Genomic DNA, 18889 nt, shown 5'->3' with positions numbered 1-18889 from the left:
GGGAGCCGGCGCCGCCGGGGTCCGCCCTCGCCGGGGACCGCCACGGGAAGCCCCTGGATCCGGTCAGCCCGGCCGGAAAGCGGCCTGATGCTCGATTGCCCAGGTCATCACCCGTGCGTTAGCCTGCGACGTATTTTGTCGTACGGCAATGGTTAAGTCCCGAAAAGACTTGGCGGTGAACATGCCACCTCGGTGGCGCGCCCCTGCCGGGTCTTTCGTCGTGGCATCCGAGCGGAACGAGGTTGTTATGGCAGAGACGGTGGCCGAAGGCTCACGTCCTGTGCATCGTTCGCGTCCTTCCCGGGAGAGCGGCAAGGTGGGCGAACCGGAGCTGCGGCAACTACTGGCAGGGCTCACGGCCGTGCGCGACGGCGATTTCGGCACGAGGCTGCCGGACGAGGCGGACGGGCTGCTCGGCGAGATCGCCACCGTGTTCAACGGCATGGTCGACCAGCTGTCGCTGTTCACCTCCGAGGTGACGCGCGTGGCGCGCGAGGTGGGTACCGAGGGCACACTCGGCGGCCAGGCCGAGGTACCGGGCGTCTCCGGTACGTGGGCGGACCTCACCGACTCGGTCAACGCGATGGCGGGCAATCTGACCGCCCAGGTGCGTGACATCGCCCAGGTCGCCACCGCCGTGGCCAAGGGCGATCTCTCCCAGAAGATCGACGTGGACGCGCGCGGCGAGATCCTCCAGCTGAAGGAGACCGTCAACACGATGGTCGACCAGCTCTCCTCCTTCGCCGACGAAGTCACCCGCGTCGCGCGCGAGGTGGGCAGCGAGGGCCAGCTGGGCGGTCAGGCCGAGGTGACCGGTGTCGCGGGCGTCTGGCGGGACCTGACCGACTCGGTGAACTTCATGGCCGGCAACCTCACCGACCAGGTACGCAACATCGCCCAGGTCACGACCGCCGTCGCCAAGGGCGACCTCTCCCAGAAGATCGACGTCGACGCGCGCGGCGAGATCCTCCAGCTGAAGAACACCATCAACACGATGGTCGACCAGCTCTCCTCCTTCGCCGACGAAGTCACGCGCATGGCGCGGGAGGTGGGGACCGAGGGCCAGCTCGGGGGCCAGGCCGATGTGAAGGGCGTCTCCGGCACCTGGCGCGACCTGACCGACTCCGTCAACTCCATGGCCGGCAACCTCACCGCGCAGGTCCGCTCCATCGCCCAGGTCGCCACCGCCGTCGCCAAGGGCGACCTCTCCCAGAAGATCACCGTCACCGCGCGCGGCGAGATCCTGGAGCTGAAGGACACCATCAACACGATGGTCGACCAGCTCTCCTCCTTCGCCGACGAAGTCACCCGCGTCGCCCGCGAGGTGGGCACCGAGGGCAACCTCGGCGGCCAGGCCACCGTGCGCGGTGTGTCGGGCACCTGGAAGGACCTCACCGACAACGTCAACGTCATGGCGTCCAACCTCACCGGCCAGGTGCGCTCCATCGCGCAGGTCGCCACCGCCGTCGCCAAGGGCGACCTCTCCCAGAAGATCACCGTCGAGGCCAAGGGTGAGGTCGCCGCCCTCGCCGGCGTGATCAACACCATGGTGGACACGCTCTCCGCCTTCGCCGACGAGGTCACCCGCGTGGCCCGCGAGGTGGGCACCGAGGGCCGCCTCGGCGGCCAGGCCCGGGTGCCGAACGTCGCGGGCACCTGGAAGGACCTCACCGACAACGTCAACTCGATGGCGAACAACCTGACCGGCCAGGTGCGCAACATCGCTCTGGTCACGACCGCCGTCGCCAACGGCGACCTGTCGAAGAAGATCGACGTCGACGCGCGCGGCGAGATCCTGGAACTCAAGACGACCATCAACACGATGGTCGACCAGCTGTCCTCCTTCGCCGCCGAGGTCACCCGCGTCGCCCGCGAAGTGGGCAGCGAGGGCCGCCTCGGCGGCCAGGCCGAGGTCGAGGGCGTCTCGGGTACGTGGAAGCGGCTGACGGAGAACGTCAACGAACTGGCCGGGAACCTGACCCGCCAGGTGCGCGCCATCGCCGAGGTCACGAGCGCCGTCGCGGAGGGCGACCTGACCCGCTCCATCACCGTGGACGCCTCCGGCGAGGTCGCCGAGCTGAAGGACAACATCAACTCGATGGTGGGGTCCCTGCGCGAGACGACCCGGGCGAACCAAGAACAGGACTGGCTGAAGTCCAACCTGGCACGCATCTCCAGCCTGATGCAGGGCCACCGCGACCTCGCCGTGGTCGCCGAGCTGGTGATGGACGAGCTGACCCCGCTGGTGTCCGCCCAGTACGGCGCCTTCTACCTGGCGGAGGAGGCATCCGGGGGCACCGAGCTCACCCTCGTCGGCTCGTACGGACGCCCGGCCGACTTCGACGGGCACACCCGCTTCAAGCTGGGTGAGTCGCTGGTGGGGCAGGCGGCGCGGAGCAGACGTACGATCGCCGCCGACGGCGTGCCCGGCGACTACGTCACCATCTCCTCCGGTCTCGGCCGGACGGCCCCGGGCAGCCTCATCGTGCTCCCGATCGTCGTCGAGGACCAGGTGCTGGGCGTCATCGAGCTGGGGTCCTTCACCCCCTTCACTCCGGTGCACCGGCGCTTCCTCGAGCAGCTGATGGAGACCGTCGGCGTCAACGTCAACACGATCGTCGCCAACGCCCGTACCGATGAACTGCTGGGCGAGTCGCAGCGGTTGGCGAGCGAGCTGCGTGCCCGTTCGGAGGAACTCCAGGACCAGCAGGAGGAGTTGCAGCGCTCCAACGCGGAGCTGGAGGAGAAGGCGGCGCTGCTCGCCTCGCAGAACCGCGACATCGAGACCAAGAACCTCGAGATCGAGCAGGCGCGGCAGGAGCTGGAGACCAGGGCGCAGCAGCTGTCGCTGGCCTCCAAGTACAAGTCCGAGTTCCTCGCGAACATGAGCCACGAGCTGCGCACGCCGCTCAACAGCCTGCTCATCCTCGCTCAGCTGCTGGCGCAGAACCCGACGCGCAATCTCACCCCGAAGCAGGTCGAGTACGCCGGGATCATCCACTCCGCCGGCTCGGACCTGCTCCAGCTGATCAACGACATCCTGGACCTGTCGAAGGTCGAGGCGGGCAAGATGGACATCAACCCGGAGCCGGTCCAGCTGCGTCAGCTGCTCGACTACGTCGAGGCCACGTTCCGTCCGATGACCACGCAGAAGAACCTCGCGTTCACGATCAGCACGGCGCCCGGTGTTCCGACGGACGTCCTGACCGACGACTCGCGGCTGCGGCAGGTCCTGCGCAACCTGCTGTCGAACGCGGTCAAGTTCACCGAGCAGGGCAGTGTCGAGCTGCGCATCGAGCCGGCGCGGCAGGAGGAGCTCCCCGCCTCCGTGCAGCGCGGCGAGGGTGTCGTGGCCTTCCGTGTGAAGGACACCGGCATCGGCATCTCCGAGCAGCAGCTGGAGACGATCTTCGGCGCCTTCCAGCAGGCCGACGGCACCACGAGCCGCAAGTACGGCGGTACGGGCCTGGGGCTCTCCATCAGCAGGGAGATCGCGCATCTGCTCGGTGGCGCGGTCGTCGCCGAGAGCGTCCAGGGCAAGGGCAGCACGTTCACCCTCTTCCTGCCGGTGGCGCGCACGGACTGGGGGGCGCACTCCGCCGGTTCTTCGCAGGGGGCACTCGCGGCGCACGGCACGGCCGGTGGCGAGCAGCAGACGGCCCGCCCGGTTCCCCTGCCGCGGCAGAAGCGCCGGCTCCTGGTCGTGGAGGAACGCGCGCGGGGGCTGCTGTCCCTGGTCGCCGAGAGCGCGGTGGCCGATGTCTCCGGGCCCCAGGATCTGGGCGAGCGCCGGGACGACATCGAGGTCATCACCGCCGTCGGCGCTCAGGAGGCCGCCGCCAGCCTGGCCACGGCGCCGTTCCACTGCGTCGTCCTGGAACTGGACATGCCCAGTGGCGAGGCCATGCGCTTCCTGGAGGCCATGGACGGTGACGCCGCCGTCATGACCGTGCCCGTCCTCGCGCACAACAGCCGTCGGCTGGACCCGGCGCAGGAGGAGAGCCTCCAGTCCCGGGCCGGCAGCCGGCCGCTCGAACTGCTGTCGAGCCTGGACGAGCTGCGCGAACGCATCGCCCTGCACCTGTCGGCGGACGAGCCGGGCGACGTCCTGCCCCTCGTACGTCCGGAGGAGACGCGCAGGCCGTCCTCACAGCCCATCGACGGGAGCCTGCTGGGCCACACCGTCCTGGTCGTGGACGACGACGCCCGCAACCTCTACGCCATCAGCGGCATCCTGGAGCTCCACGGCATCGAGGTGCTGCACGCCGAGAACGGCCGCAAGGGCATCGAGGCCCTGCGCGAGCACCCCGAGATCGGCCTGATCCTGATGGACGTGATGATGCCGGAGATGGACGGCTACGCGGCCACCGCCGCCATCCGGGCCGAACCCGCCCACGCCAAGCTGCCCATCATCGCGGTCACGGCCAAGGCCATGCCGGGTGACCGTGAGAAGAGCCTGGCATCCGGGGCGAGCGACTACGTCGCCAAGCCCGTGGACGCCGACGACCTCATCGCCTGCGTACGGCGCTGGCTGAACAACTGAGGCACACCGAGGGGGAGGGGCCACCGCCCCTCCCCCGCACGCCTCTCCCCCCACCATCGCCGACCGAGGAGTCAGCAGCCCAGTGAGCACTCCCGAACAGCCGGGGCAGCCCGTGCGGGACAACGGGCGGTCGGCCCCCGCCGTCCCGCACGATCCGTCTCCTCCGGATACCGCGCACGACCCGGCCCCCGCCCTCTCCGCATCGCTCGACGCCCTGACGGACCCCTCGGTCAGCAGAGCGACCAACGTCGGCAGGCTGGCCGCGACCGTGCAGCGCCTGCGGGGCGAGATCCGCGCCGCGCAGGCGGCGGCCGACGGCCGCGCCCTGATCGAACTCGCCAAGGGCGTCCTGATCGAGCGCCTCCGGTGCGGGCCGGCGTCGGCGGCCCAGCAGCTCGCGACGCTCGCCGACGAGGCGGGCCTCTCGCAGCTGGAACTGGCGGCCGACATCATCAATCAGGCCGCCCGCGACCAGGTCGCCGAGGTCGTCGACGCCTTCGTCCACCGGACCGCCGGCCTGCCCGCGGACGGGGAGGAGAGCGGCGTCTCCGTCGGCGTGCGCCTGCGCAAGGCGGAGAGCGCCGCCCTGGCGGCGGGAGACACCCAGGCGGTCGCGGAGTCTCTGCTGGAACACGCGCTGACCCCGCTCGGGGCCACCGCCGTCGCGGTGTGGACGGCGGGTTCCGACGCCTCGCTCACGCTGGCGGGTCACGCGGGTTTCTCCACCGACGAGGCCGGCCGCTGGCGTTACGTACCCCCCGGTGTGGCGACCCTGGCCCGCCAGGCTCTGAGCGAGCGTCGAACCGTGTGGGTGCGGTCCCACTCGTCAGTGGCCCTGCCGTCCATCGGCTCCGCGCAGAGCGCCGGCGGTGGCCGGGTGGCGGTCCCGGCCGGCACCGGAGGCCGGATCCACGGCATCCTGGAGATCTGCTGGCCCGGACCGCTGGAGCCGCAGCCCCCGCAGATCGAGCGTCAGATCGAGGCGCTCGCCGAGTTGTGCGCCCACACGCTGGAGGCCCTGCCGGCGTCGGCCACGGTGTGGGACACCGTCAGGCCGTCGGCCGACCTCACCGAGCTGGTGGACCTGTCCGAGGGTCTGTACGACCCGGCCCTGGTCCTCACGCCGTTCTTCGGGCCCGAGGGCGAACTCGCCGACTTCCGCGTCCACCACGTCAACGGCCGCTTCGTCGACCCGGCCGGCCGGCCCCGTACCGCCGTCAACGGCGCCCTGCTGCTCGAGGCCTATCCGAAGGCGGTCGGCGACAGCGACCTCTTCGAGAAGATCGAGCGCGTCTACTCCACCGGAGAGCCCTACCGCGCCGAGCGGATGACGCTCACCGCCCTGGTGGACCAGGTGCCGCTCGCCGCCGTCGCCGACATCAGCGTCAGCCGCCACGGGAGCAGCGTGCTCCTCATCTGGCGTGTCGAGGACGAGACGGCGCGACTGGCGAGTCTGCTCCAGCACGCCCAGCGGCTGGGCCGGATCGGCGGCTTCGAGGAGAACGTCGCCACGGGTGAGATCACCTGGAACGGTCAGCTCTTCGACCTCTACGGCCGGCCCCCGGGTTCGGACCCCGTACCCCTGCACGAGCTGGCCGCCCATGTCCATCCCGACGACAGCGTCCTCATCGGCCGCTTCCTGCGTTCGGTGCTCAACCAGCGGCGCCCGGCCTCGGCCGCGTTCCGGCTCCAGCGCCCCGACGGCATCACCCGGCACCTGCGCGTGATCGCCGAGCCCGTGATGGACGCCGGCCGGCGACTGCTGGCGGTACGCGGCGCCTACCAGGACATCTCCGCCCAGCACTGGACCGAGGTGGCGCTGGCGGCGACCCGCGACCAACTCGCCCACACCGAACAGCAGGCCGCCGAGCGCAACCGGCTGACGCTGCAGCTGCAGCACGCCATCATGCCCCCGGCCCAGGCCCCGCTGGACAGCCCCGGACTGCAGATCGCGGTGCGCTACCGGCCCGCGGAGTCCGAGTCCATGGTGGGAGGCGACTGGTACGACGCCGTCGTCCTGCCCTCGAAGCAGATCATGCTGTGCGTGGGAGACGTGGCGGGCCACGGTATCGAGGCCGCCACGACGATGGTGGTGCTCCGCAACGCCATGCGCGGACTCGCCGTGACGGGAGCCGGCCCCGCCCAGCTCCTGTCATGGCTCAACATCGTGGCCCACTATCTGACCGAGCAGGTCACCGCCACGGCGGTGTGCGGGCTCTACGACCCCGAGACCCACATCCTGCGCTGGGCGCGGGCGGGTCACCTTCCTCCGGTCCTGATCCGGGGCCGGCGGGCCACCACCCTGCGGCCGCTCAGCGGGATACTCCTCGGCGCCCTCGCGGAGGCCACATACGAGGAGGAGGAACTGCGGATGGAGGCGGGCGACACCCTCCTCATGTACACCGACGGTCTGGTCGAGCGGCGGGACCAGTCGATGCAGGACTCGCTGACGCATCTGCTGGAGGGGGCCCGCACACCGAGCACCACGCTGGAGCGGCGCCTCGACGCGCTGCTCACGCACAGCAAGTCGGACACGGACGACGACACGTGTCTGATCGGCGTGCAGGTGATGTGAGACGGACGCGGCCGCGCGCCGCGCGGGCGTGAAGCGGGGCCGCGGTCCGGAGGGGAACGGACCGCGGCCCCGCGTCGTACGTGGCGCTCAGCGTGTGGTGAGCAGGCCTTCGCGCAGTCGTGTCAGCACCCGCGTCAGCAGTCGCGAGACGTGCATCTGGGAGACGCCGAGCTGCTCGCCGATCTGCGACTGGGAGAGCTCCTCGACGAAGCGCAGGTGCAGGATGCGCCGGTCGCGCTCGTCGAGCTGCTCGATGAGCGGGGCCAGGGCGTGGAAGTTCTCGACGAGTTCCATCGCGGGGTCCTCGGCGCCGATGAAGTGGGCCAGGGAAGCGTCGTCGTCCTCGCCTCCGTTGATGGCGGCGTCGAGAGAGCTGGAGGTGTAGCCGTTGGACGCCAGCCGGGCCTCGATGACCTCGTCCTCGGAGAGGTTCATCAGGGCGGCCAGCTCACTGACCTTGGGGGCGCGGCCGAGGCGGGTGCTCAGCTCCTCGGTGGCCTTGGCCAGTTCGACGCGGGCTTCCTGGAGGCGCCGCGGCACGTGCACCGCCCACGAGGTGTCGCGGAAGAAGCGCTTGATCTCGCCGACGATGTACGGAACGGCGAAGGTGGCGAACTCCACCTCGCGCGAGAGGTCGAACCGGTCGATGGCCTTGATGAGGCCGATCATGCCGACCTGGACGATGTCCTCCATCTGGTCGCCACGGCTGCGGAATCGGCCGGCGGCGTAGCGGACCAGGGACATGTTCATCTCGACCAGGGTGTTACGGGCGTACTGGTACTCGGGCGTGCCTTCCTCGAGAGTCACCAGCTGGTCGAAGAACAGCTTCGACAGGGCGCGTGCGTCCTTGGGCGCGACCTGCTGAGGGTTCTCGACCACCGGCAGCTCCGCGATGCCGCCCTCCGTCACCGTCCCCGTCGCCGTCGTCGCCGCCGTCGCCACCACAGTCGCCATCGTCCTGTTCCCTCCCATAATCAGCACGCACTCTGTCGTATTACCGTGTCGTCCAGTGAGCCGCGTCTACCCCGGGCTCCACCTCCTATGCGCACATCTTGTCCGCGAGTTGCGAAAAAGTTGAGGACGCGCCTCAGAGGAAGCGCCGAAGCGGGGTGACCGCCGCCTCCTTGACGCGCTCGGCCAGGGGGCGGCCCTCCCAGTCGGCGAGGGTGACGGCCCGGCTGCGGGCGAGGTCCTCGTCGAAATGCCGGTCGAGGGTGGCGGTGAACTCCTCGTCGAGCACGGCGAGCATGACCTCCTCGTCGTGGTCCATGGAGCGGCGGTTGAAGTTGGTGGAGCCGATCAGCGACGCGACACCGTCCACGGTGATGATCTTGGCGTGCATCATGGTGGGCTCGTACTGGCGGATGGCGACGCCGGCCGCGAGCAGGTCGCTGTAGTGGCGCTGGCCGGCCAACTGGCTGGCGCGCTGGTCGGTGTGGCGGCCCGGCAGCAGGATCTCGACCCGTACCCCACGCCGCGCGGTCTCGCAGAGCAGTCCGATGAAGTACTCGTCGGGCGCGAAGTAGGCGGTCGCCAGGCGGAAGCGGTTCTGCGCGGAGGTGAGCATGATGCGGATGAGGGTCTGCATGTCCTGCCAGCCGATGCTGGCCGACCCGCGCACCACCTGGACGATGGCGTCGCCGTGCTGGGCGTGGGTGGAGAAGCGGTCGCGGTGGTCGAACAGTTCGGCGTGACACTCGGCCCAGTTCTGCGCGAAGGCCGCGGCGATGCCGTCGACGGCGGGCCCGCGGACCCGGACATGAGTGTCGCGCCACTCGCGGGGACCGCCCGCGTTGCCGCACCACTCCTCGGCGATGCCGACGCCGCCGGTGAACGCGGTGTGTTCGTCGACGATCAGGGCCTTGCGGTGACAGCGGTGGTTCTGCTTCAGGGGGGAGAGCCAGAGCGGCTTGCGGAACCAGGCCACTTGCACGCCCGCGGTGTCCATCTCCTCGAGCAGGGCGGTCTCTATCTGCCGCGCGCCGAAGCCGTCGAGCAGCAGCCGTACGCGTACCCCGACGCGGGCGCGGCCTGCGAGGGCGGACGCGAACTCGCGGGCTATCTCGCCGCGCCAGTACACGAAGGTCATCATGTCGATGGTGTGTTCGGCCCCGCGGATGGCCTCGAGCATGGCGGGGAAGATCTCCACGCCGTTGCGCAGGGGCAGCAGCTCGTTCCCTTCGGTGGCCGCGATGCCGATGAGGCGCTCCAGGCGCCGCCTGAGCCGCTGTTTGCGGTCCTCGGTGTCGCACCGCGCCGCTTCGAGGGGCGTGGCGTCGTCGTGTCTGACGAAGTCGGTGACGCTCATCCGAGTCCTCCGGTCCTCCGGGTCCGACGGCGCCGATCCGCTCCCGTGGTGGCGAAGCCGCGGACGGCGTGCGCTGACGTGGCCCGCTTACCCGGCCGACGATCAGTCACGCCGTCGCTCTTCACTCCCTCCCCTGCTCCCCCGGCCTCACTCCCCGACGGCCCTGGCCCGGCGACGGGCGGTGCGCCGCTTGAGTATGCGGCGTTCGTTCTCGTCGAGGCCGCCCCAGACTCCTATGTCCTGACTCGCCTCCAGCGCCCACGCCAGGCACTGCTCCCGCACGGGGCAGCGCCGGCACACCGCCTTGGCCTCTTCCGCCTGCAGCACCGCGGGGCCCGTGTTGCCCATGGGGAAGAAGAGGTCGGGGTCCTCGTCCCGGCAGGCGCCGTCGTGTCGCCAGTCCTGTCGCCAGTCCGTCATTGGCTGGTGATCCTTCCTCTCCAGGGTGTGCGGGTGTGGTTCGGGGGTGGTGCGCGTACGGTCGGGTCCGCCCGGGCTCACGGGCGGGACCGTCCTCTTCGGCTGACCGTCGGAGCCCGGCCTCAAACACGGCCGGAAGTCCTTCGGGAAAGCCGTGTTCAGGCGGTCTCCTCCCAGGGCGCGGGGCCCACGCCGCCGGTCCAGGCGACGAGGCCGTCCAGGTCGACGCAGCGGATCCCGCACTGCTCGGCGTACTCAGTGGCGGGCTGGGTGAACTCGCTCGTGGTCACGACCGCCGCGACATGGGCCTCGTGAACCGCGAAGCACGTCCCTCCGAAGCGTTGTACGTCCTGGGAGCCGACCTTGTTCAAAGGGCCGTAGCGCTTGCACTGGATGACGACGCGGCGTCCGTCGGGGGCGGTGGCCATGACGTCGGCGCCGAGGTCGCCGGCGCCGCCGACGACCTCGACGCCCAGGCACCCGTCCCGCTCGCACAGGGCCGCGACCGCCTGCTCGAAGGCCGCAGGATCCATGGCGGCGTAGTCCGCGGCCTCGAAGGTCCGCGGAACCGGCTCGGCGTCCTGCGCCGGCCCGGCCGGCAGCACGGCGGCGGGGTCGTCGGTGAGCGTCTCGGCCAGCTGGTGCGTGGCTTCCACCACCGCTCCGGCGGCCCGGCCGACGGCCCGGCGCCTGCGCGCCTTCCGCAGCCCCGCCGCGGCGCCGAAGACGAGGAGGGCGGCGGCCACGCCCACGAGGGGATGTTGCCCGGCCTGTCTCGCGATCACTTTCAGTGTCAGTCCGACGCCGCACAGGACGAGTGCGAGAAGCCCGAAGAACAGGATGGTCTGCCGAAGGCTGAAGGCCGGTCCGCGCCGGCGAACGGGCATCGTCATATGCGGTGGCCACCCCCGGCTGCGACGACGTCAAGATCACTCATGAGTGCCGTCTGCCCGGCCTGGGCGACTTCAACTACCTCGAGCAGTACATCATCTGATGATTGGTCAGAGTCGGAGACAGAGCCCGGGGCGAGGGCAGAGGAGTATGGGGCAGGGGCGTTACGGACGCGGGTGCCCCCTCCGGGACGGAGTGCGGGGGGCTCAGGCGGCGAGGGCGTCGTCGACGGTGGGGTACAGCGGGATGACGTCGTCCAGGCACACCAGCTCGATCACCTTGCGCACCGGCGGCTGGGGGCACGCCAGTCGCATCCAGCCGCCGGAAGCCTGCGTGCCCTGATAGGCCCGCAGGAGGGCGTTGACTCCGGAGGAGTCCATGAATCTCAGGTCCGACAGGTCGAGCAGCAGGCTGCTGCTCCCCTGCGCCCGGAGGGCGCCGAACGCCTCCAGGAAGGCGTCGACCCCGTCGAAATCGAGCTCGCCGGCGACTCTGAGCACCCCGATACCAGATGGATGCACCTCACCCTGCACCTCCACCCGCGCGAGCTCCATTCCGCTTCTCCTCCTCCACACCGCGTCGGCGCCGCGCTCCGGCACCGAGGTCCTCGACTCGACACTCGCCCGGGGACGTCACTGCACCGCGAGCCGCGCCCGCACCCGCTTGCCCGAAGGGAGCGGTTCGATCTTCACGCTCTCGCAGACGGCCAGGACGATCTCCAGCCCATGCTGTCCGATCCTGCCAGGGTCGGGTGCCTCGGCGACAGGAGCCTCGGGCCGGGTGTCGGAGACGGCGATCTCCAGGACTCCGCCCTTCAGCCCCAGGTCCACCCGGCACGGGCCGGGAGCGTGCCGGACGACATTCGTCACCAGCTCGCTGATCACCAGCCGTGCGTCGTCGATGGACCGCGGCTTCACCGCCGCCCCGGCGGCCGCCCGCACGGAAAGAAAGACTCCGACGAAGTCTCGCGCCGCCGCGATCGCCTCCTGCGAGTCGCTGAAAGCCGCTGACGCGCGCTCCGACCGCTCACACGCTTCGTCCGCCGGCGTTGTCCCCACCGCCACCTGATGCCCTGCCTTCCGCTCAAGGGCTCGGCATGTCGTCGTTCCTCGTGTGAAAGTCACGCGCTCGCCCTGCAACACCACGGTTCCCCCCTCGCCCGCTCGACTCCCCCTTACCCGCACATGCGGCACCTTGCACCCCCCGTTTTCCATGACGAAGACCACAGGCAGGAGGGCGGCTCGGACGGTACGCCACACCTTCGCTCCCCCTCGCCACGCCCCCCGCGCGCCCCCGCCGCGCCTCGCGACACCCCGTTTACGGTCAGGGCCACGGGTAAGGCGCTCCAGACAGGGCGCGGCGACAGTGCAGTGAGAAGCGAGCGAGGAGCAGCGATGATTTCCCAGGAACGGTTGACGACCCTGACCGGGCAGCCGGTCTACGCCGCGGAGGGCGTCAGCGTCGGAACCATCGTCCATCTCTTGCTGGACGACACCACGGGACGGCCCGAGTGGGCGCTGGTACGCGGCGATTCGTCCGGTTTCGGAGAACGGTTCGTCCCCCTGAGGGACGCGATCGCCGCTCCGGACCGTCTACTGGTCCCCTTCACATCGGCCAAGATCGCGGCGGCCCCGCCCGCCACCCGGCAGAGCTTGTCCGTGGCGGACGAGACGCAGCTGTTCGCGTACTTCGGCGTGGAGGACGCCCGCGAGGAGGTGCACGCGGAGGCCGGCGCCGGCTGGGCCGAAATGGACAGGGCTCAGGCCATTCGGGCGGGCACCGACGGAGCGGAGTCCTCGCGCAGCCGCCTGCGCGTGTTCAATGAGCACAGTGTCTGAACCGGTCCACCTTCGTCCGAGGAGAGCCACGTGACCACGTACGTCATCACGATTCCGGGCACGTTCCTGCGGGAGCCGAACGACGACGCCAGGGCGGCGTTCGTGCGGCGTCTCCGGCCGGCCGATCCGCGCCACACCACCCTCGGCCGGATGGAGGACCTGGACATTCTGACCGTCAACGACGACGGAACGTTCACGGTCCGCCTGGAGGTCGAGGCGGACGACAGCGGCAGCGCCGAGGACGCGGCGCGGCGCGCGGCCGCCGCCGCCCTGGGCGAGGCGGGCCTCTCCGAGGACGAGGCGCCGATGGGCCCCGCGGCCGTCACCGGTATCGACTCACAGACCTGACACAACCCCCCGGGGTCGATTGCCGTCCGCCCGTCGTACCCTTCCCTTCCTGAACGCCTCTTTGCACCCGGCACGCGCCCAACAGGAAGAGACCGATCTGCTGTGAATCGCCACGACGGGGGCGCCCCCACGACCAGCGGTGAACGCATGCTGCAGCACAGCCTCGGCACGGCCGAGCGGGCCGCGGGCTTCTACGACCGCCAGGTTCAGCCGCATCTCACCCCGGACATGCGGCGGTTCATACGTCAGCAGACCATGGTCTTCCTGGCCACGGCCGACGCGGGTGGCGCCTGCGACTCCACCTTCCGCGCCGGTCCGCCGGGATTCGTCGTCGACCTGGACGAACAGACCCTGACCTACCCGGAGTACCGGGGGAACGGCGTCATGGCCAGCGCGGGCAACATGCTGGAGAACCCCCATCTCGGTCTGCTGTTCATGGACTTCAGCCGTCACCACATAGGGCTGCACGTCAACGGCACCGCCCGCCTCCACGGCGATGACGACCAGCGCCGGGCGTATCCGCATCTCCCCTTCGACCCCGCCCCGGGCCGGCGGCCCGAATTCTGGGTCCACATCACGGTGGACGAGGCCTACGTCCACTGCTCCAAGCACATCCCCCATCTGGAACCGGCACCCCGCCCCCGCGTGTCCCACGACGCCCGGCCGAAGGACTCCGACTACTTCGTCACGGGCGCCCCCGGCTTCTAGGGAGCGTCCGGGGTGTCACGTCCCGACGGTACGGGCGAGGAGCACCGCCACATCGTCCTGGGCGGCGCCGGGGAGCAGCCGGCCGAGGATGCCGTCGCAGAGTTCGTCCAGCGGCTGGTCGAGACGGAGCAGCGCCCCGGCGAGCTGGTCCATCCCCTGGTCGAGGTCCCTGTCGCGGGCTTCGATGAGGCCGTCGGTGTACAGGACCAGCAGGCTGCCGGGGGGCAGCGGCACCTCTTCGGTGCGGAAGTCCTGCCCTCCTGTGCCCAGCGGCGTGCCGGGCGGGCCGTGGAGGAACGTGATCACTCCGCCCGGCGTGGCCACCAGCGGCGGAGGGTGCCCGGCCCTGACGATCACGCAGGTGCCCGACGCCGGGTCGTGGACAGCGTAGACGCAGGTCGCCATCTCGTCCTCGCCCAGGTCGGCCACGACGGCATCGAGGGAGCTGAGCATCTGCGCGGGGGAGATGTCGTGGCGGGCCAAGGTGCGTACCGCCGTACGCAGTTGCCCCATGACGGCCGCCGCGTGGATGCCGTGGCCCATCACGTCCCCGATGACGAGCCCGGTTCTGCCCTCGGGCAGCGCGATGACGTCGAACCAGTCACCGCCCACGTCGTGGTCGCTCGCGGGCAGGTAACGCCCGGTCAGTTCCAGACCGGTGGCGGCGGGCAGCGCACTGTTCGTCAGACTGCGCTGGAGAGTCAGCGCCGCTTCCCGCTGGGTCGTGTACATCCGGGCGTTGTCGATGTTGAGCGCCGCGCGGGCGACCAGTTCGTCGACGAGGACGCAGTCCTGTTCGTCGAACGGTTCACGGCCGCGGAGCCGGGTCACCACGACCGCGCCGAGCACCTTGCCGCGGGCGACCAGCGGGATCATCCGCGCGGAGCCGATGCTGGTGGCTAGGTAGTCGCGCAGTTTGGCGGCCCGGGGATCGGTGATCAGCGCCGGGATGTCGGACTGGTAGAGGTTCATCGGCCGTCCGCCGGCGATGACCCGTTCGTACACCGAGTCGATGGGCAGCTGGAGGGTCATGCCGGGCTTCAGTCTGGCGGTGGGGGCGGTCGGATCGGGGAAGGCGGCCGCCAGGCGGCGGACCACGCCCCGGGTGGAGGCGGCGGCCTCGTCCGGGTCGATGACCTCCTCGAGGAGTTGCACATCGGCCGAGTCGGCGAGGTGCGGTACGAGGACCTGCACCACTTCCTCGCCCGTCTGCCGCAGGTCCAGGGTGGTCCCGATCCGTGTGCCGGCCTCGGCGAGCATGGCGAAGCGGTGCCGGGCGCGCTCGGCGTCGATCTGGGCCTGCTGGCCCTCGGTGATGTCGATGAGGGAGGCGATCAGGCCCAGGCGCCGGCCGGCGTTGTCGATCAGCGGGGCGTAGGAGCAGGACCAGGTCCGCTCACGGTCGGGGTCGGCCGGGGTCCGGCCGGTGCGGCGGGCGTCGACGACGGGCGTGCCCCGCTCCAGGACCTGCCGCATCATCGATTCCAGCGCCGTGGCGTTGACACCGGGCACCACCTCGGTCAGCCGCTTGCCCAGGTGCTCCGCCGCGGAGACCCCGTTCATCCGGGCCAGGGCGTCGTTGACCCGCAGGAACCGCAGGTCGGGGCCGAGCGTGCCCAGGCCGATGGGTGACTGGGTGAAGAGGCTCTCCAGCGCCGCCAGGGAGTCGCGCATCCGCAGGACCTCCGAGGTCTCCACGGCGATCAGCAGGGCTCCCGGCCGTCCCCGCGCGTCCGTGGCGGGGACGATCCACATCTCCATCGTCACCTGATGACCGTCGCGGTGCCGCACGGGCAGCGTCCCGACGACGGTCTCCCCCGCCTGGACCTGCCGCGTCAGCTGGTCGGCCAGCTCCCGGTTGACGCCGGGGACGAGCAGGGGCGCGGCGGGGCGGCCGATGACGTCCTCGGCCTGGTGCCCGAGCAGGTCCTGGGCGGCCAGCGACCACTCCTCGATGCGCCCTTCCGCGTCCTCGCGCCACAGCGCGATCGGCAGCAGCTCACGGAGCACACCCGCGTATCCGACGGCCGCCAGCGGCGGCTCCGGGACCTGGCTCGTCGACTGGTGTGTGTCCAACGCACCGACCTCACCCCGAGGGGCCCTTTACCTACCGATCCACACTAGCCGAGACGCCGATGCGGGGCGCTTCGCGCGGCGGCGGCTCAGCCCTCCCCCGTCTGCTCGGCCAGGCAGGTCACGTCCCGTACGGACCGCGGGCTCGGCGGTGCCAGGACGGCGCGCAACTGCTGGAACACCTGCCGCGCGGCGGGATGCGCCGACCGCCCGCGTGGAAGGCGGGGTGGAGGGCCGGGCTGAGGCGGTAGCCGGTGGCGCCCCTCCGGCTCCAGGATCCCCCGCTTCTTCAGGGCGGGAGATCGCCAATCGCACCGCGGGCCCGTCGACGTCGAGTGCGGCCATCAGGACGATCAGATCGGCAGCGGCGCTTCGGCGTAGGCGCCGGACAGCAGGTGACCCGCTACCGAGGCCATCGCCGGGAGGCCGGAAGAAAGCGGCGGGAGCCTCCAGAGCGGCGCGGCCGGCACTGGGGGCGACGGGCGGGCGAGGGGTGTCGGCCGATCGGGCCGGCCGCCCGCCCGCGCGGCTCCCCGCGGCGGAGCTTTCCAGTGCGCAGCGCCGCGTGAGGTACAGGTCGGAGGGGCCGCCATACGGCACGACGACCAGGCCGGGGGTGTCGGCGGCGTGGAGTTCGTCGATGTAACGGTGGTCGCACAGGGCGACGGCGGGGCGGCTGATGTCGTGCAGTCGGGCGAGTTCCGCGGCGCGCAGCATCGGCATGGTGGTGACGGCGACGCCATCCGCCTTGAGGACACCGAACCAGGAGGCCACGAGCCAGGGGCTGTTGGGTCCGCGCAACAGCACGCGATTTCCGGGGCGCAGGCCCAGGTCTTCGGTGAGCACGCGAGTGACTTGGTTGGCGCGGTGCAGCAGTTCGCCGTAGGACCACGTTCGGTCGGCGTCAGCAGGCAGGGGCGGCCGGGGCCCCATCGGCCCACGGCGTCGTCGAGCAGGCGCGCGGCGCAGTTGAGACGGTCCTGGTACCGCAACTCGGGGAGGTCGTAGTGCAGTTCGGGCCAGAGGGGCCGGGCGGGAGCCGGTCACGGCAGAACGTGTCCACATGGGCGGACGGGGAGAGGTCCATGGGGCGCACCAATCTCGGGACGGCAGAGGGAGTGCGGCAAGTCGCGCGAGCGGGCGTCGCGGGGGCGGGCGTCGCGCGAGCGGGCGTCGCGCGAGCGGGCGTCGCGAGGGCGGGCGTCGCGCGAGCGGGCGTCGCGGGGGCGGGCGTCGCGGTGCGCAGCGGGCCCGGCAGAACGTCAGGCTGCGGGGATGCGGACCCGGACGACCTTGCCGACGCCGTCACGGAACGCCGCGACCTCACCCTGGACCTCGGCCACCAGAAGGCCGACGATCATGAGACCCCGACCCCCTTCCGCCTCCATGTCGATCAGCGGCTCGCACTGCGGGCCCAGGCTCGGCAGAAACGGATCGCCGTCGGCGACATCGAGCCGGAGCCACCCGCCGCCGAGCGTGAGCGTGGCGCGCAGCCGGTCGGTGACGGCTCCGGCGTGCCGCACCGCGTTGGAGACGAGTTCACTCACGGCGAGGAGCAGCAGCTCCGACCGATCAGGAGCGATACGCCAGGTCTGGAGGGCGGCGCGGGCGGACGCGCGCACCTTGGGAACCGTGGCGACGGTCGGCTTCACCGCCCACTGGACCGAGCAACAGCCACGAGGCGGAGCGGGCGCGACCACGGGGGGACGCGAGGAAGAAGTGGCGGTGAGCATGACGGGCTCCCGACGAGAAGGGCGACGACGCCGGAATCACTCGTGTAACCGACTACAGACCGGCTGAGCTGTGAGTCTTGCGGTGGCGTGTAGGGTGTCGCAAGATTCGGAGTTACACGTGTAACAGCCTAGGCAGGCTTTTCCGTCGAGCGCAAGGCATTTCGGACATAAGTTGCGACGGTCTGACGTGCTCGCCGGCACCCCGGCCTCCCGGCCTCGCTCCATCCACCCACCCATGCCGATCAGAGATCAGAAAAGAGGCGGACATGACGCAATCACCCCCCAAGGGCGCGGCCGACCAGGCGGCGGGGCCGGACACCGGGCTCAACGGCGCCGGGCTGGACGCGGCCGGACTCGACGCCGGGTGGCCGCCGCCGGCGTTCCGCGCCCCCGTCCCGCCCGTGATCGGCGAGGACGGCGTCCGCCGCTTCGACGCGTTGACCTACGCCAACACGCCCGGGTTCCGGCCGCGTCTCCTCGATGTGCACGTACCGGCCTCGACCGCCCCGGTACCGGCCGTCGTATGGATCCACGGCGGCGGATGGCTGGAGGGCGACCGGCGCTATCCCCCGCCGACCGTCCCCGTGGAGTTGCTGCACGGCTCGGTCCTGAGCGCCGGTCTCGCGCTGGTGTGCATCGACTACCGGCACAGTCTCGAGGCGCCTTTCCCGGCGCAGCTGCACGACGTGAAGGCCGCCCTTCGGTACGTGCGCCGGTTCGCCGACGCCCTCGGCATCGACAAGGACCGGATCGGCGTCTGGGGCGAGTCCGCCGGCGGCCATCTCGCGGCCCTCGCGGGGCTCGTCCGTGACGGCTCCGGCGGTACGGCGCTGGAAGGCGCCGAAGGGGTACGCGACGAGGACACCGCCGTCCGGGCGGTCGTCGACTGGTACGGGGTGTCCGACCTCGGCCCGCTGCTCTCCCAGACTCTGCCGCCCTCCCCGGCGGGCGCCGAGTACCCCAATCCGTTCACCGCGCTCCTCGGCGGCACGGACGAGCAGCTGCCCGAACTGGCTCGCGCCGCCAGCCCCGTCACGTACGCGGGTCCGGCGACTCCCCCGCCGTTCCTCCTGATCCACGGAACGGCGGACGGTCTGGTGCCGTACAGCCAGAGCGAAACCCTGACCGAGGCACTCGAACGCGCGGGCGGCGACGTCACCCTGCGCCCGGTGGACGGCGCCGACCACATCTTCCTCGGGGCCCCGGACGTGACGCCCATCGTCGCCGAAAGCGTCGCGTTCCTGGCCCGCCACCTGGGGGCCTGAGCACCGGCTCCGGGGCGGGGGAGACGGCTGCGGGGGCCGGCGCCGGGCCGGTCTCGGCCCCGCACCCGGGCCCCGGGCCCCGGGCCCGCCGGGTCCCGGGTGCGGTTCAAGCTCGAGCCCGGGTCCCGGGTGCGGGCTCAAGTCCCGGGCTGGGGGCCCAGGTTCGTGGTTCCGGGCTCTCGTCTCC

General features: G+C 71.1%; 15 protein-coding genes. 6 read left to right on the top strand and 9 right to left on the bottom strand.

Features of this window, described 5'->3' with window-relative positions; translation table 11 throughout:
* The first annotated feature begins 247 nt into the window (after positions 1-247).
* Positions 248-4543 (top strand): HAMP domain-containing protein, encoded by a 4296-nt coding sequence (locus tag ACZ5VC_RS23650; RefSeq protein WP_469122022.1) that lies wholly within the window; start codon positions 248-250, stop codon positions 4541-4543.
* Positions 4544-4625: 82 nt separating this feature from the next.
* Positions 4626-7118 carry a SpoIIE family protein phosphatase gene (locus ACZ5VC_RS23645; protein ID WP_469122021.1) on the top strand — a complete coding sequence of 831 codons (2493 nt, stop codon included), beginning with the start codon at positions 4626-4628 and terminating at the stop codon, positions 7116-7118.
* Between the two features lie 87 nt (positions 7119-7205).
* On the opposite strand, the gene ACZ5VC_RS23640 is transcribed toward ACZ5VC_RS23645, so the two are convergent.
* The 6 genes from ACZ5VC_RS23640 to ACZ5VC_RS23615 form a co-directional block, all read right to left on the bottom strand.
* Positions 7206-8072: an RNA polymerase sigma factor SigF gene (locus ACZ5VC_RS23640; protein WP_469122020.1), complete on the bottom strand. Its 867-nt coding sequence runs from the start codon at positions 8070-8072 to the stop codon at positions 7206-7208.
* A 133-nt stretch (positions 8073-8205) separates the two neighbouring features.
* Positions 8206-9426 (bottom strand): phospholipase D-like domain-containing protein, encoded by a 1221-nt coding sequence (locus ACZ5VC_RS23635; RefSeq protein ID WP_469122019.1) that lies wholly within the window; start codon positions 9424-9426, stop codon positions 8206-8208.
* 147 nt (positions 9427-9573) lie between these two features.
* Positions 9574-9846: a WhiB family transcriptional regulator gene (locus ACZ5VC_RS23630; RefSeq protein WP_469122018.1), complete on the bottom strand. Its 273-nt coding sequence runs from the start codon at positions 9844-9846 to the stop codon at positions 9574-9576.
* Between the two features lie 158 nt (positions 9847-10004).
* Entirely contained in the window at positions 10005-10739 is a 735-nt protein-coding gene (locus ACZ5VC_RS23625; RefSeq protein WP_469122017.1) for a restriction endonuclease, read from the bottom strand.
* A 204-nt stretch (positions 10740-10943) separates the two neighbouring features.
* Positions 10944-11291: an STAS domain-containing protein gene (locus ACZ5VC_RS23620; RefSeq protein ID WP_469122016.1), complete on the bottom strand. Its 348-nt coding sequence runs from the start codon at positions 11289-11291 to the stop codon at positions 10944-10946.
* A 78-nt stretch (positions 11292-11369) separates the two neighbouring features.
* On the bottom strand, positions 11370-11795 hold the full coding sequence (locus tag ACZ5VC_RS23615) for an ATP-binding protein (RefSeq protein WP_469122015.1): 426 nt from the start codon (positions 11793-11795) through the stop codon (positions 11370-11372).
* Between the two features lie 336 nt (positions 11796-12131).
* On the opposite strand from ACZ5VC_RS23615, the gene ACZ5VC_RS23610 reads away from it, so the two are divergent.
* From ACZ5VC_RS23610 to ACZ5VC_RS23600, 3 genes are all read left to right on the top strand, one after another.
* Positions 12132-12575: a PRC-barrel domain-containing protein gene (locus tag ACZ5VC_RS23610; RefSeq protein ID WP_469122014.1), complete on the top strand. Its 444-nt coding sequence runs from the start codon at positions 12132-12134 to the stop codon at positions 12573-12575.
* A gap of 30 nt (positions 12576-12605) precedes the next feature.
* Positions 12606-12923: a hypothetical protein gene (locus ACZ5VC_RS23605; protein ID WP_469122013.1), complete on the top strand. Its 318-nt coding sequence runs from the start codon at positions 12606-12608 to the stop codon at positions 12921-12923.
* A gap of 147 nt (positions 12924-13070) precedes the next feature.
* Positions 13071-13631, top strand: coding sequence for a pyridoxamine 5'-phosphate oxidase family protein (locus ACZ5VC_RS23600; protein WP_469122012.1), 561 nt, complete (start codon positions 13071-13073; stop codon positions 13629-13631).
* Positions 13632-13646: 15 nt separating this feature from the next.
* Here ACZ5VC_RS23600 and ACZ5VC_RS23595 read toward each other — a convergent pair whose 3' ends face one another.
* The 3 genes from ACZ5VC_RS23595 to ACZ5VC_RS23585 all read right to left on the bottom strand — a co-directional run bounded on the left by ACZ5VC_RS23595 (position 13647) and on the right by ACZ5VC_RS23585 (position 17437).
* Positions 13647-15707 (bottom strand): SpoIIE family protein phosphatase, encoded by a 2061-nt coding sequence (locus tag ACZ5VC_RS23595; RefSeq protein ID WP_469122011.1) that lies wholly within the window; start codon positions 15705-15707, stop codon positions 13647-13649.
* A gap of 27 nt (positions 15708-15734) precedes the next feature.
* Entirely contained in the window at positions 15735-16637 is a 903-nt protein-coding gene (locus ACZ5VC_RS23590) for an AMP-binding protein (RefSeq protein WP_469122010.1), read from the bottom strand.
* 329 nt (positions 16638-16966) lie between these two features.
* On the bottom strand, positions 16967-17437 hold the full coding sequence (locus tag ACZ5VC_RS23585; protein WP_469122009.1) for an ATP-binding protein: 471 nt from the start codon (positions 17435-17437) through the stop codon (positions 16967-16969).
* A 266-nt stretch (positions 17438-17703) separates the two neighbouring features.
* Between ACZ5VC_RS23585 and ACZ5VC_RS23580 the strand changes: the two genes are divergently transcribed.
* Positions 17704-18702 (top strand): alpha/beta hydrolase fold domain-containing protein, encoded by a 999-nt coding sequence (locus ACZ5VC_RS23580; protein ID WP_469122008.1) that lies wholly within the window; start codon positions 17704-17706, stop codon positions 18700-18702.
* Positions 18703-18889 lie beyond the last annotated feature (187 nt).

Source organism: Streptomyces sp. NPDC033174 (genome assembly GCF_055577795.1).
Note: the sequence above shows the minus strand (reverse complement) of the source record. Positions and strands in the feature narration are given on the sequence as shown.

Coding starts and splice junctions, on each gene's coding strand:
- ACZ5VC_RS23620 (WP_469122016.1), bottom strand. CDS start 11,291: ATGGAGCTCGCGCGGGTGGAGGTGCAGGGTGAGGTGCATCCATCTGGT.
- ACZ5VC_RS23610 (WP_469122014.1), top strand. CDS start 12,132: ATGATTTCCCAGGAACGGTTGACGACCCTGACCGGGCAGCCGGTCTAC.
- ACZ5VC_RS23625 (WP_469122017.1), bottom strand. CDS start 10,739: ATGACGATGCCCGTTCGCCGGCGCGGACCGGCCTTCAGCCTTCGGCAG.
- ACZ5VC_RS23630 (WP_469122018.1), bottom strand. CDS start 9,846: ATGACGGACTGGCGACAGGACTGGCGACACGACGGCGCCTGCCGGGAC.
- ACZ5VC_RS23585 (WP_469122009.1), bottom strand. CDS start 17,437: ATGCTCACCGCCACTTCTTCCTCGCGTCCCCCCGTGGTCGCGCCCGCT.
- ACZ5VC_RS23635 (WP_469122019.1), bottom strand. CDS start 9,426: ATGAGCGTCACCGACTTCGTCAGACACGACGACGCCACGCCCCTCGAA.
- ACZ5VC_RS23590 (WP_469122010.1), bottom strand. CDS start 16,637: ATGGGGCCCCGGCCGCCCCTGCCTGCTGACGCCGACCGAACGTGGTCC.
- ACZ5VC_RS23640 (WP_469122020.1), bottom strand. CDS start 8,072: ATGGCGACTGTGGTGGCGACGGCGGCGACGACGGCGACGGGGACGGTG.
- ACZ5VC_RS23600 (WP_469122012.1), top strand. CDS start 13,071: ATGCTGCAGCACAGCCTCGGCACGGCCGAGCGGGCCGCGGGCTTCTAC.
- ACZ5VC_RS23650 (WP_469122022.1), top strand. CDS start 248: ATGGCAGAGACGGTGGCCGAAGGCTCACGTCCTGTGCATCGTTCGCGT.
- ACZ5VC_RS23580 (WP_469122008.1), top strand. CDS start 17,704: ATGACGCAATCACCCCCCAAGGGCGCGGCCGACCAGGCGGCGGGGCCG.